At 52.0% G+C, this 15645-nt stretch carries 17 protein-coding genes; 11 read left to right on the forward strand and 6 right to left on the reverse strand.

The annotated features are described in order from the left end of the window. Nucleotides 1-22: 22 nt before the first annotated feature. From lipB to lipA, 3 genes are all read left to right on the forward strand, one after another. The gene (gene lipB, locus GBC03_22775; GenBank protein ID QFS72822.1) at nt 23-664 is read left to right on the forward strand and encodes a lipoyl(octanoyl) transferase LipB; all 642 of its coding nucleotides are present in this window, start codon (nt 23-25) and stop codon (nt 662-664) included. A 301-nt stretch (nt 665-965) separates the two neighbouring features. Further along, nucleotides 966-1919, forward strand: a complete 954-nt coding sequence (locus GBC03_22780) for a DNA-binding transcriptional regulator (protein ID QFS72823.1) — start codon at nt 966-968, stop codon at nt 1917-1919. Between the two features lie 208 nt (nt 1920-2127). Continuing rightward, nucleotides 2128-3093, forward strand: a complete 966-nt coding sequence (lipA, locus tag GBC03_22785) for a lipoyl synthase (protein QFS72824.1) — start codon at nt 2128-2130, stop codon at nt 3091-3093. 97 nt (nt 3094-3190) lie between these two features. On the opposite strand, the gene tatE is transcribed toward lipA, so the two are convergent. After that, nucleotides 3191-3394 carry a twin-arginine translocase subunit TatE gene (gene tatE / locus GBC03_22790; GenBank protein QFS72825.1) on the reverse strand — a complete coding sequence of 68 codons (204 nt, stop codon included), beginning with the start codon at nt 3392-3394 and terminating at the stop codon, nt 3191-3193. 129 nt (nt 3395-3523) lie between these two features. Then, nucleotides 3524-4312, reverse strand: coding sequence for a deaminated glutathione amidase (locus tag GBC03_22795; GenBank protein QFS72826.1), 789 nt, complete (start codon nt 4310-4312; stop codon nt 3524-3526). Between the two features lie 91 nt (nt 4313-4403). Here GBC03_22795 and crcB point away from each other — a divergent pair, with 91 nt between their 5' ends. Continuing rightward, a complete protein-coding gene (crcB, locus tag GBC03_22800) occupies nt 4404-4787 on the forward strand; it encodes a fluoride efflux transporter CrcB (GenBank protein ID QFS72827.1) in 384 nt (127 codons plus the stop codon). Between the two features lie 53 nt (nt 4788-4840). Here crcB and cspE read toward each other — a convergent pair whose 3' ends face one another. Further along, nucleotides 4841-5050, reverse strand: coding sequence for a transcription antiterminator/RNA stability regulator CspE (gene cspE / locus GBC03_22805; protein ID QFS72828.1), 210 nt, complete (start codon nt 5048-5050; stop codon nt 4841-4843). A gap of 173 nt (nt 5051-5223) precedes the next feature. Then, complete coding sequence (pagp, locus tag GBC03_22810; GenBank protein QFS72829.1) at nt 5224-5802, reverse strand: lipid IV(A) palmitoyltransferase PagP; 579 nt, start codon at nt 5800-5802, stop codon at nt 5224-5226. A 443-nt stretch (nt 5803-6245) separates the two neighbouring features. On the opposite strand from pagp, the gene dcuC reads away from it, so the two are divergent. Continuing rightward, nucleotides 6246-7631, forward strand: coding sequence for an anaerobic C4-dicarboxylate transporter DcuC (gene dcuC / locus GBC03_22815; GenBank protein QFS72830.1), 1386 nt, complete (start codon nt 6246-6248; stop codon nt 7629-7631). A 54-nt stretch (nt 7632-7685) separates the two neighbouring features. On the opposite strand, the gene dpiA is transcribed toward dcuC, so the two are convergent. Further along, entirely contained in the window at nt 7686-8363 is a 678-nt protein-coding gene (gene dpiA, locus GBC03_22820) for a two-component response regulator DpiA (protein ID QFS72831.1), read from the reverse strand. Further along, entirely contained in the window at nt 8332-9993 is a 1662-nt protein-coding gene (dpiB, locus tag GBC03_22825; protein ID QFS72832.1) for a sensor histidine kinase DpiB, read from the reverse strand. The genes dpiA and dpiB overlap by 32 nt, the downstream gene beginning before the upstream one ends. A gap of 389 nt (nt 9994-10382) precedes the next feature. Here dpiB and citC point away from each other — a divergent pair, with 389 nt between their 5' ends. From citC to citG, 6 genes are read left to right on the forward strand one after another with little or no spacing between them, the layout of a single operon-like run. Then, nucleotides 10383-11459 carry a [citrate (pro-3S)-lyase] ligase gene (citC, locus tag GBC03_22830; protein ID QFS72833.1) on the forward strand — a complete coding sequence of 359 codons (1077 nt, stop codon included), beginning with the start codon at nt 10383-10385 and terminating at the stop codon, nt 11457-11459. Further along, the gene (gene citD, locus GBC03_22835; protein ID QFS72834.1) at nt 11456-11752 is read left to right on the forward strand and encodes a citrate lyase acyl carrier protein; all 297 of its coding nucleotides are present in this window, start codon (nt 11456-11458) and stop codon (nt 11750-11752) included. Before citC ends, citD begins: the two co-directional genes overlap by 4 nt. Beyond that, entirely contained in the window at nt 11749-12657 is a 909-nt protein-coding gene (gene citE, locus GBC03_22840; protein ID QFS72835.1) for a citrate (pro-3S)-lyase subunit beta, read from the forward strand. Before citD ends, citE begins: the two co-directional genes overlap by 4 nt. Nucleotides 12658-12667: 10 nt before the next feature. Continuing rightward, on the forward strand, nt 12668-14200 hold the full coding sequence (gene citF, locus GBC03_22845; protein ID QFS72836.1) for a citrate lyase subunit alpha: 1533 nt from the start codon (nt 12668-12670) through the stop codon (nt 14198-14200). Between the two features lie 3 nt (nt 14201-14203). After that, nucleotides 14204-14755: a citrate lyase holo-[acyl-carrier protein] synthase gene (gene citX, locus GBC03_22850; protein ID QFS72837.1), complete on the forward strand. Its 552-nt coding sequence runs from the start codon at nt 14204-14206 to the stop codon at nt 14753-14755. Beyond that, nucleotides 14727-15635, forward strand: coding sequence for a triphosphoribosyl-dephospho-CoA synthase CitG (citG, locus tag GBC03_22855; GenBank protein QFS72838.1), 909 nt, complete (start codon nt 14727-14729; stop codon nt 15633-15635). The genes citX and citG overlap by 29 nt, the downstream gene beginning before the upstream one ends. Nucleotides 15636-15645 lie beyond the last annotated feature (10 nt).

Raw genomic sequence — 15645 nt, forward strand, 5'->3', positions numbered from 1 at the left:
ACTTCTCTACGGAGATGCTGTTTTGTCTCAGGATAAAATACTGGTCCGCCAGCTCGGTCTTCAACCCTACGAACCCGTCTCCCAGGCCATGCACGACTTTACCAACACCCGCGATGAACATACCGCCGATGAAATTTGGCTGGTTGAGCACTACCCTGTTTTCACTCAGGGTCAGGCAGGCAAAGCAGAACATGTTTTAATGCCAGGGGATATCCCGGTCATTCAAAGCGATCGCGGCGGACAGGTGACTTACCACGGACCGGGTCAGCAGGTCATGTATGTGCTGCTGAACCTGAAGCGGCGTAAACTGGGCGTACGGGAACTGGTCACGCTGCTGGAACAGACCGTGGTGAATACCCTGGCAGAACGGGATATTGACGCCCACCCGCGTGCGGATGCCCCTGGCGTTTATGTCGGTGAAAAGAAAATATGTTCTCTCGGTTTGCGCATTCGTCGCGGTTGTTCTTTCCACGGACTGGCATTAAACGTTAATATGGATCTTTCACCTTTCTTACGAATTAATCCATGTGGCTATGCAGGTATGGAAATGACAAAAATATCTCAATGGGATAACGAGGCCACGACAGATAATATCCGACCACGATTATTAGCCAATATTTTAGCGCTGCTAAATAATCCCCCTTACGAATATATCCCTGCTTAACTCATTGAATGCAATGGCCCAAAAATTCGCGGGCCATTCCCTCCTTCCCGCTCAAATGCTTTACAATGCCTCCGGGTTTCTATATTTTCTGTCTATCTTAGCTTGAATTTTTAACGCCTTTACTCCGTCATTTAAAAAAATGACGTAGGATTTTTCTTTATACAAACGTTAAACCTTCAATCAATTGCCATAAAATGGTTATCGATACCGCGAGATGAACAATAGTGGTGAAAAACGCATACTCATAACAAATACAAAACACCACTATTATTTATAATGTGAATTAAATTGGAGTTAGAACGTGAGTGAGAAAAGTAAGCCGAAAGGACATTTCTATGAACATCGCCCCGAAGATAAGCCGCAAATTTTCAGAACGCTGAGAAATATAGACCTGAACCTGCTGACTATTTTTGAAGCCGTTTATGTTCATAAGGGGATCGTCAATGCTGCGAAAATTCTTAATCTGACACCCTCCGCGATCAGCCAGTCTATTCAAAAATTACGCACAATATTTCCCGACCCTTTGTTTATCCGAAAAGGCCAGGGCGTGACACCCACTACCTATGCCACTCATCTACACGAGTATATTAGCCAGGGGCTGGAGTCCATTCTCGGGGCCCTGGACCTCACCGGCAGCTACGATAAACAACGGACGATTACTATCGGGACCACACCGTCTATCGGCGCGCTGGTGATGCCGACCATTTATCACGCCATCAAAACGCGCCATCCGCAACTGCATCTGCGTAACATCCCCGTTCATGACGCCGAAACGCAACTCAGCCAGTTTCAGAGCGATTTGATTATCGATAACCACATCTACAGCAACCGTGCGGTAGAGAATCATGTTCTGTTTTCTGACAAAATCGAACTGGTCTGTCGTCAGAACCACCCTTCCCTGACGCGCTCCCCGGCCCCTGAGGCCCTCGATGGCGCGGAACATAGCTTGTTAATGATCGAAGGGCAAAGCTTCACGCTCCTGCGCCAGCGTATCCAGGAACTGTTTCCCGACAGGCAAATCAGCTTTAGCAGTTACAACATTTTCACGCTGGCATCGCTCATTGCGCACAGCGATCTGGTGGGTATTATGCCTGCGCGCTTCTTCACGCTGTTCAACCACTGCTGGCCGCTTCAGCGGATCCCTCACTCGTCCCTGAACCAGGAAAAAATCGACTTCTCACTGCATTACAACAAGCTGAGCTTACGCGATCCGGTACTGGAGAATGTCATCACGGTGATCCGCGACGCATTCTGAAAAAGAAATGTTGCGACCTGGTCAAAACTGATGCTGAGCAAATGGCACAAAACAACAACTATTTTACATTTTGCCGGCCACTCAGGCTGCTTTAAGACCCGTTTCAATGATATACTGCGTGTCGTTAATTCAAAAATAGTTGATAAATACAACATTCCCTTGAATTGAAACGCTTTCCCTCGTTATTCGCAACTGGAACATGCACGCTATGAGTAAACCCATTGTGATGGAACGCGGTGTTAAATACCGCGATGCCGATAAGATGGCCCTTATCCCGGTCAAAAATGTGGCTACAGAGCGCGAAGCCCTGCTCCGCAAGCCGGAATGGATGAAAATTAAGCTTCCAGCAGACTCCACTCGTATCCAGGGTATCAAAGCGGCAATGCGTAAGAATGGCCTGCATTCTGTTTGTGAAGAAGCCTCTTGCCCAAACCTTGCGGAGTGTTTCAACCACGGTACCGCCACATTTATGATCCTCGGCGCCATTTGTACCCGTCGTTGCCCGTTCTGCGATGTGGCCCATGGCCGCCCTGTGGCACCGGACGCCAACGAACCGGTTAAGCTGGCGCAAACTATTGCCGATATGGCCCTGCGCTATGTGGTGATCACCTCCGTTGACCGTGATGACCTGCGTGATGGTGGCGCTCAGCACTTTGCCGATTGCATTACCGCTATTCGTGAGAAAAGCCCAACGATTAAGATTGAAACGCTGGTGCCCGACTTCCGTGGCCGTATGGATCGCGCTCTGGAAATTCTGACCGCCACTCCGCCGGACGTTTTCAACCATAACCTTGAAAACGTACCGCGCATTTATCGTCAGGTGCGCCCGGGTGCAGACTATAACTGGTCACTCAAATTACTGGAACGCTTTAAAGAAGCGCATCCGGAGATCCCAACCAAATCTGGTCTGATGGTTGGTCTTGGCGAGACGAATGCCGAAATCATTGAAGTCATGCGTGATTTGCGTCGTCACGGCGTGACCATGTTGACGCTGGGCCAGTATTTGCAGCCAAGTCGTCACCACCTGCCGGTTCAACGCTATGTCAGCCCGGACGAATTTGAAGAGATGAAAGCGGAAGCGATGGCGATGGGCTTTACCCATGCTGCCTGCGGACCGTTCGTCCGTTCGTCTTACCACGCTGACCTGCAGGCAAAAGGGATGGAAGTGAAGTAATTTCGAAATAAATACTTACATTTCGCCCATAAAAAACCCGCTTAATCGCGGGTTTTTTCACGTCAGAGTAAGACGGATGAGCCTTTAACTCCGGGTATTACTCTTTATGAGAGAGTTTTTCAGCCTGAATGTTGCCGTCTGCGTCTTTTTTCGCGCCCGCATCTTCATCATTCATCGCTTTTTTGAAACCCTTAATCGCCGTGCCCAGGTCTCCACCCAGTGTACGTAACTTCTTGGTACCAAACAGCAGAACGACCAGTGCAGCCACCACCAGCAGTTTGGTAATACTAATCTCACCCATAGATACCTTCTTAACTTAAAACAGGCGGCGTAGCGCGCCCTTAGTAACCTGAGAATATTAACGGTCATTTGACGCGCGCACACAATAGCAATCTGTAACAAGGTGAATCAAGCAGTGTTTAAAAAAACGTCATAATAATTGCGGTGGCACAAATCTGCGGTTACGTAATACCGGTAACTGTGCCCGCACCTGGCGGATCCGCTGTGCGGAAATCTCCGCCATAACAAGCGTCGGAACTTCTGCCGCAGCCGCAATTGTCACGCCAAAGGGGTCGATGATACGACTCTGACCAATGTTTTTGTTACCGCACTCCCCTGCGGCAATCATATAACAGGTGGTATCAAGAGCGCGGGCCGCCAACAGTGTTGACCAGTGGTGTTCCTTCAGCGCCCCTTTGACCCAGGCTGCCGGCAACACCAGGACTTCCGCGCCCTGCAACGCAAGCGCCATCGACAATTCGGGAAAGCGCAGGTCATAGCAGGTCATCAACCCTACCCTGAGCCCCTCAACGTCAAGCAGTGGCGCGATGGCGTTGCCAGCGTCAACGTTACGGGACTCCTGAATGGAGAAGGCATCATAAAGATGCAGCTTGCCGTAGCTTGCCACGATTTTCCCCCCGCGCAGTGCCACCAGCGTGTTCACCGCACGACCGGGTCGCGAAGGGACATGAAGTGTGAGAATGGTGGTCATCGTATTCGATGCGCTTTCCCGCAGCAGCTGTTTCAGGAAATCCCCCTCTAAATGCTGGGCGGATTTCACCGACAGGTCGGGATCCGAATCGTCTCGCGCCAGCAATGCCTCCGGCAGAACCAGCAACGATGCGCCGTTTTCCGCCGCCTGCGACATGAGTGCGACGCAGGTATCTGCATTCTTTTCCCACACAGGACTGACGGCAAATTGCCCAGCAGCAACTAACATAACTCCTCCGGTCAGGTTTATCACACTCGCCAACAATGATTATTCGGCGTTACACTTATCTTATATACCAACCAAATAGCAGGATTATGCAGTGTTACAACTTCTTTTAGCGGTTTTTATTGGCGGTGGCACAGGAAGTGTAGCGAGATGGATGCTCAGTATGCGGTTTAACCCTATGCATCAGGCGATTCCGATGGGAACCCTGACCGCAAATTTACTTGGCGCGTTCATCATTGGTATGGGTCTGGCATGGTTTAGTCGCATGACCAACATCGATCCCATGTGGAAGGTGCTGATCACAACCGGCTTTTGTGGCGGCCTGACGACATTCTCTACCTTTTCGGCGGAAGTGGTCTTTCTGCTTCAGGAAGGACGACTGGGCTGGGCAATGCTAAATGTGTTGGCCAACCTGTTGGGATCCTTTGCGATGACGGCGTTGGCGTTCTGGCTGTTTTCCGCCTCCAGCGCGCACTAGAGACCAAAAAAAACCCGCTAATAAGCGGGTTTTGAAATCTTGCTGACGTAAGCTTACAGAGCAGTTACGTTTGCAGCAGAAGGGCCTTTGGCACCGTTAGTGATTTCGAACTCTACACGCTGACCTTCAGCCAGAGTTTTAAAACCATTGGTCTGGATTGCAGAGAAGTGTACGAACACATCTTTGCTGCCATCTTCCGGAGTAATGAAACCGAATCCTTTGGACTCATTAAACCACTTAACGTTACCTTTAATCTTAGACATCAAAATTACCTTTACATGAAAAATAGACACAAATGCTGTGTCGGGTACCAGTACACCAATTGTGGTTCACTTTGTCCAGTCGAACTTTGGCAAAAAGTGATAAAAGTCGCGTTATTTTTTAGCATAAGCTTATAACGCTATGTTTTATATTACGTTTATTGCCATTCATTGGTTCAGAACTGAAAACGCATCCACGCAAAGTAGACGTTACCGTTGTTATAGGTACCAGGGATATAGGTCATCTGAAACGTCGCAGGACCGTAGCCAATGGAAGCTAACGGCAGCAGGACCGGAAGAGGAATGTAGTTCCAGTTGTCACGTGCCGTCACCCCGGCGGTAAAACCGAGTCCCAAATGGAAATTGTCATCCGGCAGAGGTCGCCAGGTACTCTCCCAGCCATAACCGCCAATCGGTTCCCATTTATTCCAGGAATCTTTGAAGGCCATAATGTACAGGCCGTGCCAGTTTCCCTTTTCATCCCAGCGCGACTGACCAAAACCGCCGCCCCACGGACGCTCGTTATAGCGGTCCGTTTTTTCCTTATCATAGGCAAAACGCGCGTGCCACGTAATAGCGGGAATATACAAATCATAATGCTCAGGCTGCTGCCAGGTTTCGGCAACATTGTCGGTAAAGGTATTAAACCACCCTTTTTCTTCCGCCACCGCCTGCGGCAGCATCGCTAACTGAATAAAAAGAAATGAAAAAAAGAGAAAATATTTTTTAGCTGCGCTCACAACATTTATTACCATTCTTAAGTTCAGTCTTTATTGTATCAAAAATAACTTGAATGAAACCTTAACAGCGGTAGCACTGACATGAATCAGATTGTTCTAAGATTTTGAATTCATCAATTAAACCACGTTCTTTGTAATGTTATTTATCGCTGAATTATCAGTCAGATATTGTCTGACTTTAACACAATTGCGGTAAAAACACTCTTCAACCCTTATCAATTAACAATGATAAAACAAAAACAAAACAAATCACAAACAACCAGGCATTTTCCGGAAAACAGGAAAATAAAATATTCCGTCTTCATCACCCTAACGTAAAAATAGCCGCTTACCGACAGTTAATCGTTCTGTTTATTGATTTTAATCAGCAAGTAGCACGCACTTATTCGGCACATTTTCACACCAACAATTGGCATTTTCTTAATTTTACTTCTGGTGTCCACGCGACAGGGGAAACAATGTTGACTTTTATCGAACTCCTTATTGGAGTTGTGGTTATTGTGGGTGTAGCGCGCTACATCATTAAAGGGTATTCGGCTACCGGCGTGCTCTTTGTTGGCGGTCTGGCGCTGCTGATTATCAGCGCCCTGATGGGCCATAAAGTGCTGCCCTCCAGCGAAACGTCTACGGGCTATTCCGCAACGGATATCGTTGAGTACGTCAAAATCCTGCTGATGAGCCGTGGTGGCGATCTCGGTATGATGATCATGATGCTCTGCGGTTTTGCCGCCTACATGACCCACATCGGCGCGAACGATATGGTCGTGAAACTGGCTTCTAAGCCGTTGCAGTACATCAATTCACCTTATCTGCTAATGATTGCCGCCTATTTTGTCGCCTGTCTGATGTCCCTGGCTGTCTCTTCCGCCACCGGGCTCGGCGTGTTGTTGATGGCAACGCTTTTCCCGATCATGGTTAACGTGGGAATTAGCCGGGGGGCCGCTGCGGCCATCTGTGCCTCGCCTGCGGCGATTATCCTTTCCCCCACCTCCGGTGATGTGGTGCTGGCTGCAAAAGCGGCCGAAATGCCGCTGATCGATTTTGCCTTTAAAACCACGCTGCCGATTTCCATTGCGGCGATTATCGGGATGGCGATTGCGCACTATTTCTGGCAGCGCTATCTGGATAAAAAAGAGAATGCTGCCCATGAAATGCTCGACGTGAATGAAATCACCACCACGGCACCGGCGTTCTACGCCATTCTGCCGTTTACGCCGATTATCGGGGTGCTGATTTTTGACGGCAAGTGGGGGCCACAACTGCACATCATTACGATTCTGGTGCTCTGCATGCTTATCGCTGCGGTACTGGAATTCGTCCGGGGTTTCAACACTCAGAAAGTGTATTCAGGACTCGAAGTGGCGTATCGCGGCATGGCCGACGCTTTTGCAAACGTGGTAATGCTGTTAGTCGCGGCAGGCGTGTTCGCGCAGGGTCTGAGCACGATTGGCTTCATCCAGAGTCTGATCTCCATCGCCACCTCATTTGGATCGGCGAGCATCATCCTGATGCTGGTACTGGTGATTCTGACTATGCTGGCAGCAATGACTACCGGCTCCGGTAACGCGCCGTTCTATGCCTTCGTTGAAATGATTCCTAAGCTGGCGCAATCATCGGGCATCAACCCGGCGTACCTGTCGATTCCAATGCTGCAGGCGTCCAACCTGGGCCGTACGATCTCCCCGGTCTCCGGCGTGGTCGTGGCGGTGGCGGGGATGGCAAAAATCTCGCCGTTCGAAGTGGTAAAACGCACATCCGTACCGGTCATGGTCGGGCTGTTGATCGTTATCATCGCGACTGAAGTGATGGTTCCAGGTTCATCTTCCGCGGTGACGGGAGGCTGATTCAGGGCCAATGCCGGATGGTGGCGCTGTGCGTCTCATCCGGCCAAACCGTCATTAACCGTGGTAAATACGCTGTGGTCTCCCCACTTTACCATGCACAATTTCCGCAATAATCAGATGCCGACTGGCGCAGTATTCGAGATACCGTCTGGCGGTCGTACGGCTGATGGTCAGCGCCTGCGCGACGGTTTCAGCAGTGTGCTGTACCTGCGGGTCAGCAAACAGCTTTTTAACCGCATTGAGCGTTAAGGCATCAATACCGGTGGGTAATTCATCTTTCGGCTCACCTCGCGCGTAGGCATTAAACATCTCATCAATTTGTCGCTGGCTGGCACTGTCGTTTTCTGCCAGCATCCGTCTACGCTGTTGATAACGGGTGAGCGTCTGTCCCAGGCGCTCATAAGCGATAGGTTTGATCAGATAATCAAACGCCCCGCTGCGCACGGCGTCCGCCACCGTTTCCATATCGCTGGCTGCGGTGGTAAAGACCACCCCGCCGGGATAATGCGACGCCGTCAACTCATGCAGCAGCGAGATCCCCTTCCCGTCCGGAAGGTAGTTATCCAGCAAAATGAGACCCGGTTTGAACCGTTCAATCATCATTCTTGCCTGCGCCAGATTACCGGCTAACCAGATCTGATGAAAACCAGGAATATGGCGAATGTACTCGGCATGCATCTCAGCAAGCAACATTTCATCTTCAACGATTAATAGGGTTAATGGTTCCGTCATTGTTCTTTTTCACTTTCGGAATAAAAAGAGAGAATAAGGTGCCGCAGGGATTATTATCTTCCAGAGTAATCATTCCGCCACAGCGCCCCACATAACTTGCAATCAAATACAGTCCGATGCCGTGCTCACCTGGCTCATCGGAACGGGTGCTCACACCTTGTTCGAATATTTTTTCGCGCAATGCTTCAGGGACACCGCATCCCTGGTCGGCAACTTCGATCACCACATCATCGCCTTCATCGCTCAGGTACAGTTCCACAACCTTATTCCCTTGCTCGGTACGCAAGCTGGCTTCAAACGCGTTATCGAGAAGATTCCCGACAATCGCCGCAAACTCGGTACTGTCCAGCCCTTCCGGCAGTTGCTGAAGCTGGCTTCCGGGAACGATCGTCATTTTGAGACCCAGTTCGCGCGCGCGCTGAACCTTACCAAACAGCAGACCCGCCACCTGGCGATCGGCAAACGCCTCGCGCAGGCTGTCGATCAGCTGCTGCTGTGCCTGCGACTCCCCCTGTACCATCTCCCTGACCCGATCGTATTCTTTCATTTGCAGCAGGCCATTGAGCGTTGACATCCAGTTCAGATGTTCATGTCGTAACGTTCTGAGGCTCTCCACATATTGCCTAATCTGTGTCAGTTGCGCGTTCAGGGTGGCGATTTCGTCTTTGCTGCGGAAACTGATGATCGCCCCCAGCAGTTCATTGCCTGAACGGATCGCCTCGCGGTTGGCGATAACGCTCAGGCCATTGAAGTTCACCATTGCGTCCACACGCCTTTCAGCAATCTGTTCGGTAAAGAAATCCGACGGGCTCACCACTTCATGAATCGGTTTACCCAACCATTGTCGGCCCGGCGAACGCAGACCGAGCATCTTTCTCGCACTGCGGTTAATGGCCGTAATATAGCCGTCCGGATCGACAGCTATCAGCCCTTCATATACTGAGCTGAACAACGCTTCCTGCTGACGAACCACCCGGGCAATTTGCTTGGGTTCCATCCCCATCATCTGGCGACGGATGTGGGCGGCAAAAAACCAGGAGAGTAGCATCAGAACCACCAACAGCAGAACAAACACGCCAGCCATCGGCAGAATGAAGTCCAGCCGCCAGCTGTCAATTTTGCTGATCAGATAGCCAATGGAGACCACGCCGATGATGTTACCGTCATCATCAAAGATGGGCGTTTTTGCCCGCATCGCCAGCCCAATCGACCCCGTCCCGGTAATGAAATAACTCTCCCCTCTCTCCAGCGCGCCCGGTTTAGTGAACTGCATCGGGTAACCGATTTTCTCCGGATTAGGGTGATAAAGTCGAATAGAGTGACTATCGCCAATCACCACATAATCAAAATCGGTATCGCTCTGCAGTTTACCGGCAATGGTTGCCAGCCGTTGGTAATCGCGTGCCTTCACTGCCGCAATGACGCTGTCGTTGGCGGCAATAATCTTCGCCTGGTTCATCGCCATATCGCGGACATGTGTACTCAAATAATCCTCAAAACTGGCGGAAAAATACTGTGCCAGTGCGGCAATAATGAACACTGAGAAAACGAGAATAAGCAGAAAAATGCGTAACGGAAATGCCAGTCGGCGAAAAAAAGAAAACGGCTTTTTATTTTTTTGAACCAACATGACTGTTCCTTAATGGGCATTATTCGGTATAGTTAGCCAGCAAATGTAATAAAAATGTTCTATCCAAACACAGAAATAATAAAGACGATCGTTACAGATTCACCACATTAAATCAATTAAGTCATTTAACTCCACGTCACAATCTGCAATAAGAATAATTAAAAAACTTAAAACCATTAAACTCATAAAAACCATCTAAGCCTTTGTGAAATAAATCAAAATTTATCTCCGAAATACTCCTTACGATGTATGCATTCGGGAAAAAAAGAAATAGACCTTTGCAAAATCGTCTTTTTCCCGGAATGAAAACAAAACGTTATCAAATAGTATTCTCATACAACATACGCACAATACTGGCAACAACAATATATCTTCAGGACTCATCCACTATGTTTGGTAATAATGTGTTCACGCGCGTCAAACGCTCAGAAAATATAAAAATGGCGGCGATCACGCAATTCCTGAAAGAAAATGATCTGAGCGTCGATACCACCGTTGAGGTTTTTATTACCGTTACCCGCGACGAAAAACTCATCGCCTGCGGCGGTATTGCCGGAAATATCATTAAGTGCGTTGCCATTAGCGAATCGGTACGCGGTGAAGGTTTAGCGCTCACGCTGGCGACAGAACTCATCAATCTCGCCTACGAAAGACACTGCACGCATCTCTTCATTTATACCAAAACAGAGTACGAAACGTTGTTCAGGCAGTGCGGATTTTCCACCCTCACCAGCGTTCCCGGCATCATGGTGCTGATGGAAAACAGCACCACGCGTCTGAAACGCTACGCGGAGTCGTTGAGCAAACTGCGTCATGACGGAAAGAAAATCGGTTGTATCGTGATGAATGCCAACCCGTTCACCAATGGTCACCGCTATTTGATCAAACAGGCAGCGGCGCAGTGTGACTGGCTTCATCTGTTTCTGGTGAAAGAAGATACCTCGCGTTTCCCGTATGAGGACCGACTCGATCTGGTGCTTAAAGGCACGTCGGATATTGCGCATCTCACCGTCCATCGCGGTTCGGAATACATCATTTCGCGTGCCACATTCCCGTGCTACTTCATCAAAGAACAGAGCGTCATCAACCATTGCTACACCGAAATTGATTTAAAAATTTTCCGTCAGTATCTGGCACCCGCGCTGGGGATCACCCATCGCTTCGTCGGTACGGAACCGTTTTGCGGCGTAACCGCCCAGTATAACCACGATATGCGTTTCTGGCTGGAAACGCCGACCCTCCCCGCCCCGCCCATTGAACTGGTGGAAATAGAGCGACTGTGTTTCCAGGAGACGCCGATCTCCGCCTCTCTGGTGCGCAAACTGCTCGTGAAAAAAGATCTCACGGCTATCGCGTCGCTGGTGCCTTCAGCCACTTTGCAGTACCTGCAAAGCATGCCTGAACGCGCGCCCGCTCCCGCGACAGTCCGCCAAAAGACCCCCGCATTAGTAACAGGTGAAAAATGAAAATAAATCAGGCTGCCGTCGCAGGCACACTTGAGTCCGGTGATGTGATGATACGCATCGCCCCTCTCGATACGCAGGATATTGATCTGCAGATCAACAGCAGCGTTGAGAAACAGTTTGGCGAGGCCATTCGCGCCACCATTCTGGATGTTCTGGCGCAGTATGACGTGCGCGGCGTGCAATTGAATGTCGATGATAAAGGCGCGCTGGACTGCATTTTACGTGCACGACTGGAAGCATTACTGGCACGCGCCAGCGGCATCCCGGCCCTGCCCTGGGAGGATCGCCAATGATTTCCGCTTCTTTACAACAGCGCAAAACGCGCACTCGCCGCAGCATGCTGTTTGTTCCCGGCGCCAATGCCGCAATGGTCAGCAACTCTTTCATCTATCCGGCAGATGCCCTGATGTTTGACCTGGAAGACTCCGTCGCACTGCGTGAAAAAGACACCGCGCGTCGCCTGGTCTACCACGCGCTGCAGCATCCGCTCTACCACGACGTCGAAACCATTGTGCGCGTAAATGCGCTGGATTCCGAATGGGGGATCAACGATCTGGAAGCGGTCGTTCGCGGCGGTGCTGACGTGGTTCGGCTGCCGAAAACCGATACCGCTCAGGATGTTATCGATATCGAAAGCGAAATTCTGCGTATTGAAAAAGCCTGCGGTCGCGAGCCAGGCAGTACAGGTCTGCTGGCCGCCATCGAATCGCCGTTAGGTATCACCCGCGCCGTAGAAATTGCCCACGCCTCCGAGCGTCTGATCGGGATCGCGCTGGGAGCGGAAGACTACGTACGCAACCTGCGTACAGAACGTTCACCAGAGGGCACTGAATTACTGTTTGCCCGCTGCTCGATTTTACAGGCCGCACGCTCCGCCGGGATTCAGGCGTTCGATACCGTCTATTCCGATGCCAACAACGAAGCGGGCTTTCTGCATGAAGCGGCCCACATCAAACAGTTGGGCTTTGACGGCAAATCGCTGATCAACCCACGCCAGATTGAACTGCTGCACAACCTGTATGCCCCGACGCAAAAAGAAGTGACGCATGCGCGTCTGGTCGTGGAAGCCGCAGAAGCCGCCGCCCGCGAAGGCCTCGGGGTGGTCTCCCTGAACGGCAAGATGGTCGACAGCCCGGTGATCGAGCGCGCACGTCTGGTGCTCTCCCGCGCAGAACTTTCCGGCATCCGCGAAGAATAAGGCAAAAACAATGACCCAGAAAAACGAACAGTTTCAACGACAGGAACGGGTAGCAGCCTGGAGTCGCCAGGCCGAAAGTGACCTTTCCACCTATACGAGCACCGCGAAACAAGCTCTGCAGGCACAAAAACCGCGTGACCAAAAACTGTGCGCGAGTCTTGAAGAGGCGATCCGCCGTTCCGGTTTACAGGATGGCATGACCATCTCCTTCCACCACGCGTTTCGCGGCGGCGACCTGACCCTCAACCTGGTGATGGCAACCATTGCCAGCATGGGATTTAAAAACCTGACGCTGGCCTCCAGTTCCCTGAGTGACTGCCACGCACCGCTGGTCGACCATATTCGTCACGGCGTCGTCAGCCGCATTTATACTTCCGGTCTGCGCGGACCGCTGGCAGAAGAGATCTCTCGCGGCCTGCTGGCAGAGCCCGTCCAGGTTCACTCCCACGGCGGGCGCGTGCATTTGGTACAAAGCGGCGAACTCAGCATTGACGTGGCCTTCCTCGGCGTCCCGTCATGCGATCCTTTCGGTAACGCCAACGGCTATACCGGTAAAGCGTGCTGCGGCTCACTCGGCTATGCCCGCGTTGACGCGGAAAGCGCCAACCAGGTGGTGCTACTGACGGAGCAACTGCTGCCTTATCCACACAACCCGGCCAGCATCACCCAGGATCAGGTTGATCTGATAGTGCAAATAGACCAGGTCGGTGATGCCGATAAAATCGGGGCCGACGCCACCCGAATGACCACTAACCCGCGTGAACTGCTGATTGCCCGCAGCGCGGCCGAGGTCATCGCCCACTCCGGCTATTTCAAAGAAGGCTTTTCACTGCAAACCGGTACCGGCGGTGCCTCGCTGGCGGTCACTCGCTTCCTGGAAGACAAAATGCGCAGCCGCAATATCCGCGCAGATTTCGCCCTGGGCGGCATCACCGCCACTATCGTCGACCTGCATGAAAAAGGTTTGATTCGCAAACTGCTGGACGTACAGAGCTTTGACCGCAGCGCCGCTGAATCTCTGGCGCGCAACCCGAATCACATCGAAATCAGTGCAAATCAGTATGCCAACTGGGGTTCAAAAGGGGCCTCCGTTGACCGTCTGGACGTGGTCGTGCTGAGTGCGCTTGAAGTCGACACCCAGTTTAACGTCAACGTGCTGACCGGTTCTGACGGCGTCATTCGCGGCGCGTCCGGCGGTCACTGCGATACCGCCGTCGCCGCTGCGCTGTCAATCATCGTCGCGCCGCTGGTACGTGGCCGTATTCCGACGCTGGTAGATAACGTGCTGACCTGCGTCACACCGGGTTCCAGCGTCGATATTCTGGTTACCGATCATGGTATTGCGGTTAACCCGGCGCGTCCGGAACTGGCAGAACGCCTGAAAGACGCGGGGATGAAGGTCGTCTCGATTGAGTGGTTACGCGAACGTGCACAGCAACTCACTGGCGAACCTCGTCCAATCGAATTCACCGACCGCGTGATTGCCGTAGTGCGCTATCGCGATGGTTCAGTGATCGACGTTGTTCATCAGGTGAAGGAATAAGCCATGCACCTGCTCCCTGAACAGGCCACCCGCCACGCAGTTTCAATTCCCGAGCTACTCGTCAGTCGGGATGAGCGACAGGCACGGCAACACGTCTGGCTGGCGCGCCATCCTATTCCACTGGTCTCCTTTACCGTGGTAGCGCCTGGCCCGATTAAAGACAGCGAGCTCACCCGTCGCCTCTTTAATCATGGCGTGACCGCCCTGCGTACGCTGGCGGCGCAGGCGGACTGGCCTATCAGGGAGCAGGCTGCACTGGCCTCAGCCAGCGGGCCAGAAGGCATGCTCTCGATTGAGGCACCGGCCCGTGACATCAAGCTCGCAACCATTGAGCTCGAACAGACTCATCCTCTGGGACGTTTGTGGGACATCGATGTGCTCACTCCCGGAGGCGAAATTCTCTCCCGCCGCCATTTCGCGCTTCCCCCTCGCCGCTGTCTGCTGTGCGAACAGAACGCGGCGGAATGCGCGCGTGGGAAAACCCATACGCTCTCCTTTCTGATCAACCACATGGAGGCGCTACTGCATGCTGCCGATTCCCGATATGCCCGTTGAAACCACCGCCCTTCCCCACACGCTGGTTGACGCGTACGGCCATCTGGCGTGGCGCGCAATGCTGACGGAAGTCAACCTGACGCCAAAACCCGGGCTGGTCGATCGTCTGAACTGTGGCGCGCATAAAGACATGTCGTTGACGGATTTTCACCGCAGCGCGCTGGCCATTCAGGCCTGGTTGCCGCGTTTTATTGAATACGGTGCCTGCTGCGCGCAAATGCCAGCCGACGCCGTATTAAACGGCTTACGCCCGTTAGGTATGGCCTGTGAAGCCGACATGTTTCGGGCCACCGCGGGTGTGAACACCCATAAGGGCAGCATTTTTTCTCTCGGCCTGCTGTGTGCCGCCATTGGCCGTCTACATCAGCAACGGCAATCTGTTACACCGGAAACGATCTGCACTACCGCCGCCAGCTTTTGTCGCGGTCTGACCGAGCGCGAACTGCGCAATAACAATCAACAAATCACGGCAGGTCAGCGACTTTATCAGCAACTGGGATTAACCGGCGCACGTGGCGAAGCCGAAGCGGGATATCCATTGGTTATCCGCCATGCGCTTCCACACTATCGCGCCCTGTTAGCTGAGGGGCGCGATCCCGAGCTGGCACTGCTCGACACCTTACTCCTGCTGATTGCGCTCAACGGCGACACCAACGTTGCCTCGCGTGGCGGTGCGGCAGGACTGCGCTGGATACAGCAGCAGGCAAACGCATTGTTACAACAAGGGGGCATCCGAACCCCCGCCGATCTCACTCATCTGCATCAGTTCGACAGCCACTGCATTGAACGCAATCTCAGTCCTGGCGGCAGTGCCGACCTGCTGATCGTAACGTGGTTTTTGGCCCAGATTTCTCAAATTAAACATTTACACAATTATTGAAAAGATCCTT

Source organism: Citrobacter telavivensis, assembly GCA_009363175.1.
Lineage (GTDB): Bacteria > Pseudomonadota > Gammaproteobacteria > Enterobacterales > Enterobacteriaceae > Citrobacter_A > Citrobacter_A telavivensis.

Excerpts from the sequence above, each read along its gene's own strand:
- lipA (QFS72824.1), top strand. The coding sequence starts at position 2,128 with ATGAGTAAACCCATTGTGATGGAACGCGGTGTTAAATACCGCGATGCC.
- tatE (QFS72825.1), bottom strand. The coding sequence starts at position 3,394 with ATGGGTGAGATTAGTATTACCAAACTGCTGGTGGTGGCTGCACTGGTC.
- GBC03_22795 (QFS72826.1), bottom strand. The coding sequence starts at position 4,312 with ATGTTAGTTGCTGCTGGGCAATTTGCCGTCAGTCCTGTGTGGGAAAAG.
- cspE (QFS72828.1), bottom strand. The coding sequence starts at position 5,050 with ATGTCTAAGATTAAAGGTAACGTTAAGTGGTTTAATGAGTCCAAAGGA.
- pagp (QFS72829.1), bottom strand. The coding sequence starts at position 5,802 with ATGGTAATAAATGTTGTGAGCGCAGCTAAAAAATATTTTCTCTTTTTT.
- dcuC (QFS72830.1), top strand. The coding sequence starts at position 6,246 with ATGTTGACTTTTATCGAACTCCTTATTGGAGTTGTGGTTATTGTGGGT.
- dpiA (QFS72831.1), bottom strand. The coding sequence starts at position 8,363 with ATGACGGAACCATTAACCCTATTAATCGTTGAAGATGAAATGTTGCTT.
- dpiB (QFS72832.1), bottom strand. The coding sequence starts at position 9,993 with ATGTTGGTTCAAAAAAATAAAAAGCCGTTTTCTTTTTTTCGCCGACTG.
- citC (QFS72833.1), top strand. The coding sequence starts at position 10,383 with ATGTTTGGTAATAATGTGTTCACGCGCGTCAAACGCTCAGAAAATATA.
- citD (QFS72834.1), top strand. The coding sequence starts at position 11,456 with ATGAAAATAAATCAGGCTGCCGTCGCAGGCACACTTGAGTCCGGTGAT.
- citE (QFS72835.1), top strand. The coding sequence starts at position 11,749 with ATGATTTCCGCTTCTTTACAACAGCGCAAAACGCGCACTCGCCGCAGC.
- citF (QFS72836.1), top strand. The coding sequence starts at position 12,668 with ATGACCCAGAAAAACGAACAGTTTCAACGACAGGAACGGGTAGCAGCC.
- citX (QFS72837.1), top strand. The coding sequence starts at position 14,204 with ATGCACCTGCTCCCTGAACAGGCCACCCGCCACGCAGTTTCAATTCCC.
- citG (QFS72838.1), top strand. The coding sequence starts at position 14,727 with ATGCTGCCGATTCCCGATATGCCCGTTGAAACCACCGCCCTTCCCCAC.